Origin of the sequence: Streptomyces sp. NPDC047072, assembly GCF_040643855.1 — a bacterium.
GTDB lineage: Bacteria > Actinomycetota > Actinomycetes > Streptomycetales > Streptomycetaceae > Streptomyces.
In genome coordinates this window covers 25,495-35,685 of the sequence record NZ_JBEYVC010000107.1, presented here as the reverse complement: position 1 = coordinate 35,685, position 10,191 = coordinate 25,495, and the positions used below count along the sequence as shown (strand labels likewise).

Annotated in this window: 9 protein-coding genes; 4 read left to right on the top strand and 5 right to left on the bottom strand. The window is 73.3% G+C overall.

What is annotated here, in order from left to right:
* Nucleotides 1-609, bottom strand: a 609-nt coding sequence (locus ABZ896_RS34245) for a biliverdin-producing heme oxygenase (protein WP_360937569.1), incomplete at its 3' end; no start/stop codon positions are given.
* Nucleotides 610-720: 111 nt separating this feature from the next.
* The gene (gene map / locus ABZ896_RS34240; RefSeq protein ID WP_360937566.1) at nucleotides 721-1,578 is read right to left on the bottom strand and encodes a type I methionyl aminopeptidase; all 858 of its coding nucleotides are present in this window, start codon (nucleotides 1,576-1,578) and stop codon (nucleotides 721-723) included.
* A gap of 58 nt (nucleotides 1,579-1,636) precedes the next feature.
* Between map and ABZ896_RS34235 the strand changes: the two genes are divergently transcribed.
* Nucleotides 1,637-1,867, top strand: a complete 231-nt coding sequence (locus tag ABZ896_RS34235; RefSeq protein WP_360937564.1) for a hypothetical protein — start codon at nucleotides 1,637-1,639, stop codon at nucleotides 1,865-1,867.
* Here ABZ896_RS34235 and ABZ896_RS34230 read toward each other — a convergent pair whose 3' ends face one another.
* Both ABZ896_RS34230 and ABZ896_RS34225 read right to left on the bottom strand, forming a co-directional pair.
* On the bottom strand, nucleotides 1,868-3,184 hold the full coding sequence (locus ABZ896_RS34230) for an MFS transporter (protein ID WP_360937561.1): 1,317 nt from the start codon (nucleotides 3,182-3,184) through the stop codon (nucleotides 1,868-1,870).
* Nucleotides 3,185-3,687: 503 nt separating this feature from the next.
* A complete protein-coding gene (locus ABZ896_RS34225; RefSeq protein WP_360937558.1) occupies nucleotides 3,688-4,290 on the bottom strand; it encodes a hypothetical protein in 603 nt (200 codons plus the stop codon).
* A gap of 138 nt (nucleotides 4,291-4,428) precedes the next feature.
* Here ABZ896_RS34225 and npdG point away from each other — a divergent pair, with 138 nt between their 5' ends.
* Nucleotides 4,429-5,145: an NADPH-dependent F420 reductase gene (npdG, locus tag ABZ896_RS34220; RefSeq protein ID WP_360937555.1), complete on the top strand. Its 717-nt coding sequence runs from the start codon at nucleotides 4,429-4,431 to the stop codon at nucleotides 5,143-5,145.
* Between the two features lie 60 nt (nucleotides 5,146-5,205).
* The gene (locus ABZ896_RS34215) at nucleotides 5,206-5,385 is read left to right on the top strand and encodes a hypothetical protein (protein ID WP_360937552.1); all 180 of its coding nucleotides are present in this window, start codon (nucleotides 5,206-5,208) and stop codon (nucleotides 5,383-5,385) included.
* Here ABZ896_RS34215 and ABZ896_RS34210 read toward each other — a convergent pair.
* Entirely contained in the window at nucleotides 5,367-6,137 is a 771-nt protein-coding gene (locus tag ABZ896_RS34210; RefSeq protein ID WP_360937549.1) for a site-2 protease family protein, read from the bottom strand. The two genes, ABZ896_RS34215 and ABZ896_RS34210, sit on opposite strands and share 19 nt — an antisense overlap.
* A 211-nt stretch (nucleotides 6,138-6,348) precedes the next feature.
* Between ABZ896_RS34210 and ABZ896_RS34205 the strand changes: the two genes are divergently transcribed.
* Nucleotides 6,349-10,179 carry a BTAD domain-containing putative transcriptional regulator gene (locus ABZ896_RS34205; protein WP_360937546.1) on the top strand — a complete coding sequence of 1,277 codons (3,831 nt, stop codon included), beginning with the start codon at nucleotides 6,349-6,351 and terminating at the stop codon, nucleotides 10,177-10,179.
* Nucleotides 10,180-10,191: the final 12 nt, after the last annotated feature.

Genomic DNA, 10,191 nt, shown 5'->3' with positions numbered 1-10,191 from the left:
CACCGCGGTGTTCTGGGCGAACGCCCTCTTGCACTCGGCCACCACGCGCTGCTTCTCCAGGTCGTCCGCGCGGACTCCGTCCAGGAGCTCGCGGTAACCCCGCTTGAACGCGGCCGGGTTGGCGATCTCCTCGAAGACGTAGAAGCGGACGCCGTCGCCCTTCCGCTCGAAGCCCCAGGTCCGCTCCGCCCGGTCCCGGATGATCTGGCCGCCGGAGAGGTCGCCGAGGTAGCGGGTGTAGTGGTGGGCGATGTAGCCCGCGGGCCACTTCTCGGCGCACGCGCGCACCCGGTCCGCGTAGGCCTGCGTCGCCGGGAGGGCCGAGAGGCCCTCGCGCCAGTCCGCGCCCCGCAGATGCTCCAGGTCCCGCTCCAGCGCCGCCCGCCGGAACAGCTCGGGGCGGATGAAGGGGCCGGTCACCGGGTCCGCCGCCAGCCGCTCGGTGCCGGTCTCCAACGCCTCGTAGACGAACCACAGTTGCTCGGTGTAGCGCGCGTACGCGTCCCGGCCCAGCCGGCCGCCGAGCAGGTCGCTCATGAACGTCGAGGTCTCCGCCTCGACATGCTGCTCGTGGGACGCGGTGCGGATGACTGTCGAGAAGGAGTCCATGCGGCATCCTCTAAGGTAAGGCTTACCTAAGTCAATAGGTTTGCCGACAGCCTGTCGGTAAAAGGCTACAAGAAAAGACCCGCCCCGGGGTGGGACGGGTCTTTCGCCTGGCTACGGCAGGGTCAGGATCTCCGCGCCGGTCTCCGTCACCACGAGCGTGTGCTCGAACTGCGCGGTGCGCCTGCGGTCCTTCGTCACGACCGTCCAGCCGTCGTCCCACATGTCGTACTCGTGCGTCCCGAGCGTCAGCATCGGCTCGATCGTGAAGGTCATGCCGGGCTGCATGACGGTCGTCGCGTGCGGGCTGTCGTAGTGCGGGATGATCAGGCCCGAGTGGAACGAGGAGTTGATGCCGTGGCCCGTGAAGTCGCGGACCACGCCGTAGCCGAAGCGCTTGGCGTACGACTCGATGACCCGGCCGATGATGTTGATCTGGCGGCCCGGCTTGACCGCCTTGATCGCGCGCTCCAGGGACTCCCGGGTGCGCTCGACGAGCAGCCGGCTCTCCTCGTCCACCTCGCCCACCAGGTACGTCGCGTTGTTGTCGCCGTGCACCCCGCCGATGTACGCCGTCACGTCGAGGTTGACGATGTCGCCGTCCTTGAGGACCGTCGAGTCCGGGATGCCGTGGCAGATGACCTCGTTGAGCGAGGTGCACAGCGACTTCGGGAAGCCCCGGTAGCCGAGCGTCGACGGGTAGGCGCCGTGGTCGCACATGTACTCGTGCGCCACCTTGTCCAGTTCGTCGGTGGTGACCCCGGGCGCGATCAGCTTCGCCGCCTCGGCCATCGCCCGCGCGGCGATCCGGCCGGCGGTCCGCATCGCCTCGACCGTCTCGGGCGTCTGCACCTCCGGACCGGTGTACGGCGTCGGCGCGGGCTTGCCGACGTACTCGGGGCGCCGGATGTTTCCGGGCACGGAACGGGTGGGGGACAGCTCCCCGGGGGCGAGCAGCGACTGGCCAGACATGGCAGCGAGTCTAACGAGCCCCGATGGGGGAACATGTCGGTGGCGAGAGGAGCTGGTCATGGCCCTGTTCAAGAAGCGCACGGTCGGCAAGCCGGGGGAGTGGTACTACTGCCTCCAGCACAAGAAGGTCGAGGAGGGGCCGGAGTGTCCCGCCAAGGATCGCTTCGGGCCCTACGCGAGCCGCAAGGAGGCCGAGCACGCCATGGAGACGGCCCGTGAGCGGAACCTCGAGTGGGAGAACGACCCCAAGTGGCACGACGCCTCCGCGGGGAGCCGCGAGGACGACTGATCACACCTGGGCCGCGGCTGCGGCCGCCCGCTGCTCGCGCACCCGCGCCGCGTGCTCGTCGGTGCGGGCGTCGTAGGTCATCAGCTTCGGCAGGCACAGCGCCAGCAGGCCCACCGCGCCCGCGCACAGCACACCGCCCGACCAGACCGACGTCCGCACACCCCACCACGCGGCGAAGCCACCGCTGCGGACCTGGCCGACGGTCGGGCCCACCGAGTACGACAGCAGCTCGATCCCGGCGAGCCGGCCGCGCAGCTCGTCCGGGATCGTCTGGTTCCACATGATCCCGCGGAAGATCCCGCTGACCATGTCGCAGCCGCCGGCCACGGTCAGGAACAGCAGCACCAGCCAGACGTTCCCGGCCACGCCCGCGGCCGCGATCGCCAGGCCCCACAGCGCCGCCGACAGGACGACCATCCGCCCGTGCCGGTGGATCCTCGCCGTCCAGCCGCTGACCAGGCTCACCAGCAGCGCGCCGAGCGGGACCGACGCGTACATCAGACCCAGCGACCACTCGGCGTCCAGCTCGTCCGCGAGGAACGGCAGCAGGGCCAGCGGCATGGCCAGGAACATCGCGGCGAGGTCGACCGCGTAGGTGCCGAGGAGTTCCTTGCGGCTCCAGGCGTAGCGGGCGCCCTCGGCGATGGCCTTGAGGGACGGCTTCGCGGCCTCGTGGGAGGCGGGGGCGGCGGCGATCCGGACGACGAGGGCCACGGAGACGAAGAAGGTCAGCAGATCGGCGCCGTACGCCCAGCCGAGGCCCGCGTAGGCGACGACCACGCCCGCGAGCGCCGGGCCCGCGACCCCGCCGACCGTCCAGCGGAAGGAGTTCAGCGAGCCCGCCGCCGGGAGGTGGTCGTGGGCGACGATCCGGGGCCAGAGGGAGTCGAGCGCGGGGCGCTGCACCGAGACCAGGGCGGAGGAGAGCGCGGCGACGACGTAGAGCGGCCAGACGGCCGGGGTCGGGAACAGCGCGTTCGCGAGCAGGGCCGCGCTCAGCAGGCCCTGGCCCGCCTCTGTCCACAGGATCAGCTTCCGCTTGTCCCAGGCGTCCGCGAGCGCGCCGCCGTAGAGGCCGAAGACCAGCAGCGGTACGAGTTCCACCGCGCCGATCGCGCCCACCGCGGCCGCCGACCCCGTCAGCTCCTTCAGCTGCACCGGCAGCGCGACGAAGGTGAGGAAGCTCCCGAAGTTCGAGATCAGCCCCGAGACCCACAGCCGCCGGAAGTCCCGGGAGGCCCGCCAGGGGGTGAGATCGGGGAGGAGGGAGCGCAGGCCGGAGGAAGGAGGTGGGGGTTCGGGGGCGTCGTCGGTCACGAGGGGCCATGGTCCGGGGACGGGGGCTCACGGGCAACCCGATTTCCGGGCACGCCGGTCCTCTGGGCCAGCCGAATTCGGGGCCTGCGGGGCTCCCGGGCCTGCTGGTCTTCCGGGCTTCCGGGCCTCGGGGCCTGCCGGTCTTCCGGGCCTCCGGGCCTCCGGGCCTGCCGGTTCTCTGGGTCCGCCGGATTCGGGGCCTGCGGGGCTCCCGGGCCTGCCGGTCTTCCGGGCCTGCCGGTTCTCTGGGTCCGCCGATTTCCGGGCCTGCTGGACTCCCGGGCCCGCCGGTCCTTCGGGCCTCCGGGCCTGTCGGTCTTCCGGGCCTGCTGGTTCTCTGGGTCCGCCGATTTCCGGGCCTGCTGGACTCCCGGGCCCGCCGGTCCTTCGGGCCTCCGGGCCTGTCGGTCTTCCGGGCTCGCTGGTCTTCCGGGCCTGTCCGTCTCTCGGCCCCGCCGATCCTCCGGTCCTCCCGGTCTTCCTGCCCCGCCCGGCTTCCCGCTCTACCAGCGGGGCGGCGGCGGTGCTGTCAGTTGGTCGGCGAGGCGGGAGAGGCGGTCGCGGATGCGGTGGCGGTTTCGGGGGGTCGGGAGGGCGCTCTCGCCGGCCGCCGCGCTCACCAGGTGCTGGACCGTGTCCAGGTCGAGGTCGGTGCCGTCGGGGACGGTGAGCGACTCGTGGGCCATGGCGGTGAGTTCGCCCCCGTCGGGGCCGAGGGAGAGGATCGTCGCGCCGGAGCGGCGGGCGTCGTGGACGCGCTCCAGGAGCGGGGCGCCCGGCCCGTGCGGGGAGACGACCAGCAGGGTCTCGCCGCGCCGGGCGGCCGCGAGCCGGCCCAGGCCGACCGAGAGATGGGCCGGGGCGGAGCCCCGCGGGTCGTGGCGGACGAGGGTCGGGGCCAGCTCCGGAGTACCGGACCAGGCGGCCTCGTCGACCAGATGGGCCGCCAGGTGCCACGGCTCGTACCGCTCGGTGCCGACCAGGAGCAGCCCGCCGCCGTGCGAGACCACCGACCCGCGCAGCGCGCCCGCGAAGCGGCGGGTGGCCCCCAACCACTCGGTCCCGGCGAGCACTTCGCGCAGCAGTGCGACCCGTACGGCGTCCATGGGGCCGCATCCTGCCCCAACCGGCCGCCCCTGGCCCCCGGTTCACCCGGGATTCGCCCGACCTGGGGACGGGAGGGGGGTCCGTGACGCGGCTCACGTGACCGGCGGGGGCGCTCGGGACGCACGTAAAGTCGGCCCATGACCTCTACCGACAGTGCTGCACAGACCCCCGCGAAGGCCCCCGCCAAGGACCCCTGGGACCTGCCCGACGTCTCCGGGCTCGTCGTCGGCGTGCTCGGCGGCACCGGCCCGCAGGGCAAGGGCCTCGCCTACCGGCTCGCCAAGGCGGGCCAGAAGGTGATCATCGGCTCGCGGGCCGCCGACCGGGCGCAGGCCGCCGCCGAGGAACTCGGGCACGGAGTCGAGGGCGCCGACAACGCCGAGACCGCCCGGCGCAGCGACGTCGTGATCGTCGCCGTGCCCTGGGACGGCCACGGCAAGACGCTGGAGTCGCTGCGCGAGGAGCTGGCCGGCAAGCTCGTCGTCGACTGCGTCAACCCGCTCGGCTTCGACAAGAAGGGCGCCTACGCGCTCAAGCCCGAGGAGGGCAGCGCCGCCGAGCAGGCCGCCGCCCTGCTGCCGGACTCCCGGGTCGCCGCCGCCTTCCACCACCTCTCGGCGGTGCTGCTGATGGACCGGGAGATCGCGGAGATCGACACCGACGTCATGGTCCTCGGCGAGGAGCGGGCCGACGTGGAGATCGTCCAGGCGCTGGCCGGGCGGATCCCCGGGATGCGCGGGGTCTTCGCCGGGCGGCTGCGCAACGCCCACCAGGTGGAGTCGCTGGTCGCCAACCTGATCTCCGTGAACCGGCGGTACAAGGCGCACGCGGGGCTGCGCGTCACGGACGTGTGAGGCGATGGGGGACACTGGTCGTCGTAGCACACCGGTGTCCCCCGACAGGAGCCCACGGACATGCCCCGCCTCGCCCTCTACGCCCTCGCCGTCTGCCTGCTCGCCGTGGCCGCGGCGGTCGTCTCCTTCGTACAGGGCAGCTGGCTCGGGATCGTGTGGGTGCTGCTCGCGGGGCTGTCGTCGAACATGTGCTGGTACTACCTCAAGCGGGGCCGGGCCGTTCAGGCCCAGAAGCGGTAGAGGCTCCAGCCGAACGAGGCGTACGACGGGTCGACCCCGAGGCCGCGCAGGACCGCGTCGACCACGTCGAAGAACGCCTTGTTGACCGGGTCCAGCCACAGCAGCGCGAACACGAACAGCAGGCCGAAGGGCGCGAAGGGCTCCACCTGGCGCTTGACGCTGTGCGACAGCCAGGGCTCGATGACGCCGTAGCCGTCCAGGCCCGGGACCGGCAGGAAGTTCAGGAGCGCGGCCGAGACCTGGAGCAGGGCGAGGAAGGCCAGCGCGAAGCCGAACACCGGCGGTACGCCGTCGAGGGCGTCCAGCCAGAACGGGGCCGTGCAGGCGATCGCGAACAGGACGTTCGTGAGGGGGCCCGCCGCCGAGATCAGGCTGCGCTTCCAGCGGCCCTGGATGCGGTTCCGCTCGATGAAGACCGCGCCGCCGGGCAGACCGATACCGCCCATGATCACGAAGATCACGGGGAGCACGATGCTGAGCAGGGCGTGGGTGTACTTCAGCGGGTTCAGCGTGAGGTAGCCCTTCGCGCCGATCGTGATGTCGCCGCTGTGCAGGGCGGTGCGGGCGTGGGCGTACTCGTGCAGGCACAGGGAGACGATCCAGGCGCCGGTCACGAACAGGAACACGGCGATCCCGGGCTTCTCGGCGAAACCGGTCCAGGTGGCCCAGCCGGTCACCGCCGTCACGGCGACGATCCCGATGAAGACGGGGCTGATCCGCCGGTCGCTGTGGCGGGTGGTGGCGGTGGTCATCGGACTCCCTGACTGTACGGTCACGCTGGGGACGGCCCGACGGTACCGGGCAGAAGGGAAAACGTCTCGCGTGGGGGCGGGGGTTCCATGGAGGGTGGGTTCCCGCATCCCGCACCAGGTTGTACGGCTCTTGCGCCCGCCCCTCGACACCCTGCCCCTCGACACCCCGCCTCCCGGAACCCCGTGACCGGTTCCGGGGCCACCGGAGACAATGGATCCCGTGCGCTATCGCATCCTCGGCACCACCCAGGTACTGCGTCCCGACGGTACGTCCGTCCCGGTCGGCGGGGCGCGGCTGCGTGCGCTGGCGACCGTGCTCGCGCTGCGGCCCGGCCGGGTCGTGCCGGTGAGCGTCCTCGTCGACGAGGTGTGGGACGGCGATCCGCCCGCCGACGCGACGGGTGCGCTGCAGGCGCTGGTGGGACGGTTGCGCAGGGCGCTCGGCGCGGGTGCGGTGGCCTCGCTGGACGGGGGGTACCGGCTCACGGCCGCGCCGGACGACATCGACCTGCACCGGTTCGAGCGGCTCGCCGGGGACGGGGCGCGGGCGCTGGCCGACGGGGACCCCGCGAAGGCGGCGGTGCTGCTCGACGACGCGCTCGCGCTGTGGCGGGGGCCCGCGCTCGCCGACCTGCCCAACCGTACGGTGCAGGCGGCGCGGTGTGAGGCGCGGCGGCTGGACGCGTTGCGTGCCCGGCACACCGCCGCGCTCGCCCTCGGCCACGCGGAGCAGTCCCTGCCGGAACTGACGGCCCTGTGCGACACACACCCCCTCGACGAACCCCTCCAGTCCCTCCGCCTCCGAGCCCTCCGCGACGCGGGCCGCACGGCGGAGGCGTTGGCCGCGTACGAGTCGGTACGGCACGTTTTGGCGGACCAACTGGGCACGGATCCGGGCCCGGAACTACGGGCGCTGCATGAGGAGTTGCTGCGGCCGGGTGGGGGAGGTCGCCGACAGCGGGGTGGGAGCCGGGAGGCGTTCGGGGGGACCCCGGAATTCGGGGGCCGGGAGGAGTTCGGGGAACGGCAGGGGTTCGGAGGTCGGCAGGGGGACGGGGACCGACAAGAGTACGGGCGCCGGGAGGGGAGCGGGGGCCGGGAGGGGTTCGGCGGGGCGCCGGGTTCCTGGGGACGGTGGGCCGAGGCAGCCGACGCCTCCGTCACGGGGCCGCACACTCCCGGAGTCGGCCGATTTCCCGCCGACGCCGACTCTTACCCCGCCGGCGCCGAGTCGCACCCCGCCGGCGGCGACGCACACCCGGTCGGCACCGGGCCCTATCCCGCCGGCACCAGGCCCTACCCCGCCGGGAACGGCACGCACTCTGCCGGTACCGGCTCGTACCCGGGCGGCGCCGACTCGCACTCGACCGGCATCAGCCCGAACTCCGCCGAGGCCGGCCACTCCGCCGAGGCCGGCCACTCCGCCGAGGCCGGCCACTCTGCCCGAAGCGACCGTGACTTTCCCGACGCCCCCACCCACCGGTCACCCACCCCCGCACAGCCCTACGCCCCCACCCCCCTCGGCAACCTCCGGGCCCGGCTCACCTCCTTTGTCGGGCGGGAGAGGGATATCGCGGTGATCCGGCAGGATCTCGCGGGGGCTCGGCTGGTGACGTTGCTCGGGGCCGGTGGGGCCGGGAAGACGCGGTTGTCGCAGGAGGCGGGGGAGGGGGTGCCGCAGGCTGGGGAGGACGGGGTCTGGCTCGCCGAGCTCGCGCCCGTGGACGACCCCGCCGCCGTCCCCGAGGCCGTGCTCACCGCCGTCGGCGCCCGCGAGACCGTGCTGTACGGCGCCGGCGCCGAGGCCATGCGCGTCGCGGGCGAACGCCACGGCGACCCCGTCGAACGCCTCGTCGAGCACTGCGCCCCCCGCCGCATGCTGCTGATCCTCGACAACTGCGAGCACGTCGTCGAGGCCGCCGCCCGCCTCGTCGAGGAGCTGCTGGCACGCTGCCCGCAGCTCACCGTGCTGGCCACGAGTCGTGAACCCCTCGGCGTACCAGGGGAGTTGCTGCGTCCCGTGGAGCCCCTCCCCGAGCCCGTCGCGCTACGGCTGCTCGCCGACCGGGGCGCCGCCGCCCGCCCAGGATTCCGCGTCGACGCCGACGAGGAGACCGCGGCGGCCTGCGCCGAGATCTGCCGCCGCCTCGACGGCCTGCCCCTCGGCATCGAGCTCGCCGCCGCCCGGCTAAGGGTGTTGACGCCACGTCAGATCGCCGACCGGCTGGACGACCGCTTCCGGCTGCTCACCTCCGGCAGCCGTACCGTCCTGCCCCGCCAGCAGACCCTGCGGGCCGTCGTCGACTGGTCGTGGGACCTGCTCGACGCGGAGGAACGCGACGTCCTGCGGCGGTTGTCGGTCTTCGCCGGCGGGTGCGACCTCGCCGCCGCCGAGGCGGTCTGCGGCCCCGCCGCGCTGGAGGCGCTCGGCTCCCTCGTCGACAAGTCCCTCGTCGTGGCGGCGCCTTCACCCGGCGAGCGGGACGGCGAGATGCGCTACCGGCTCCTGGAGACCGTCGCCGAGTACGCCGGCGAACGCCTCGACGAGACGGCCGGCGCCCGCTCCGCCGCCGAGCGCGCGCATCTGACGTACTACCGCGAACTCGCCCGCACCACCGACCCGTTGCTCCGCGGCCCCCGCCAACTCGCCGCCGTCCGGCGCCTGGAGCGCGAGTACGAGAACCTCCGCACCGCCCTGCGCCGGGCCGTCGCCGACCGGGACGAGCAGGAAGGGCTGTGCCTGATCCTGTCGCTCGCCTGGTACTGGCAGATGCGCGACCTGCGCATCGAGGCCCGCAACTGGGCGCGTGAGGTCCAGGAGTTGGGCCCCGACCCCTTCACCGAGCCGGCCCGCCCCGCGACACCGGTGTGGGAGCGCTGCACGGACACCCCGCCGCCGTGGCGCGGCGAGGTCCTCCAGGAGGCCCGGCGCGGGATCCATCTCGTCCATCTCGTCTGCATGGACACCGAGTTGGACGCCTGGCAGAACCAGCACGCGCAGACCAAGCTGCGCTCCATCGCCGCCACCTACGAGCCCGGCATGCCGCAGACCTGCCGACTGCCGGGCTCCTTCTGGTTCTTCGCCATCATGCTCACCGGGGACATGGGCCGGTTGCAGGACGTCGTCCTGGCCACCATCGAGACCTGCCGGACCACCCCGGGCTACGAGTGGGAGCTCGCCGCGGCCCTCCAGATGCGGGCCAACCTCCTCGCCAACCGCTCCGACTGGGCGGGCGACGCCATCCGCGACGCCGAGGAGGCGCTGGCCATCTACGAGCGGCTCGGTGACCTGTGGGGCACCGCCGAGGCGCTCTCCGCCCGCGCCGAGTCCCACGAGCGCAAGGGGGAGTGGCACGAGGCCGCCGCCGACTACGAGCGGGCCATCGAGCGGGCCGAACGGCTCGGCGCCCGCGCCCAGAAGACCGTGCTCAACGCCCGGCTGGGCAGCGCACTGCTGGAGATGGGACAGGCCGAGCGCGGCGAGCGCCTGCTGCGCGACGTGATCGCGGACCGGGACGGCGCCCGCAACGAGGCGATGCCTGCCTCCCGGATGTTCCTCGCCGGCTGGCTCGGCCTGACCGGACGCATCCCCGAGGCGCGCGAGCAACTCCGGCTGCTGCGCGAGCAGTTCGCCATCGCGCACTTCGTCATCTTCGACGCCTTCATCCTCGGCTCCGAGGCCTGGCTGGAGGCCGTGGACGGCTGCTACGAGGAGAGCCTGGGCCTGGTCCGCCGGGCACTGGAGAAGTCCGGGGACCCGCTGGCCCTGACCATCGCCCCCCATATGCGCACCATGTACCTGCACACCGCCGCGCTCGCCCTCGCCGGGGCCGACGGCGGCGCCCGCGCCCGCGACGGCGCCCGATGTCTGGGGGCCGGGGACCGGCTGCTGCCGCCCACCCACGTTCCGACGACCATCGAGCGCACCCTGCGGTCCGGGGCCGAGCGGGAGTTGCGCGAGGCGCTCGGCGACGCGGCCTACGAGTCGGCGTACGCGGAGGGCGGCGACCTCTCCGTGGAGGAGGCCGCCGCCCTCGTGTGACGCGCACCGAAG

Bases quoted from the DNA above. Each gene is read 5' to 3' on its own strand.
- ABZ896_RS34205 (WP_360937546.1), top strand. From the start codon at position 6,349: ATGGATCCCGTGCGCTATCGCATCCTCGGCACCACCCAGGTACTGCGT.
- ABZ896_RS34225 (WP_360937558.1), bottom strand. From the start codon at position 4,290: ATGGACGCCGTACGGGTCGCACTGCTGCGCGAAGTGCTCGCCGGGACC.
- npdG (WP_360937555.1), top strand. From the start codon at position 4,429: ATGACCTCTACCGACAGTGCTGCACAGACCCCCGCGAAGGCCCCCGCC.
- ABZ896_RS34235 (WP_360937564.1), top strand. From the start codon at position 1,637: ATGGCCCTGTTCAAGAAGCGCACGGTCGGCAAGCCGGGGGAGTGGTAC.
- ABZ896_RS34215 (WP_360937552.1), top strand. From the start codon at position 5,206: ATGCCCCGCCTCGCCCTCTACGCCCTCGCCGTCTGCCTGCTCGCCGTG.
- map (WP_360937566.1), bottom strand. From the start codon at position 1,578: ATGTCTGGCCAGTCGCTGCTCGCCCCCGGGGAGCTGTCCCCCACCCGT.
- ABZ896_RS34210 (WP_360937549.1), bottom strand. From the start codon at position 6,137: ATGACCACCGCCACCACCCGCCACAGCGACCGGCGGATCAGCCCCGTC.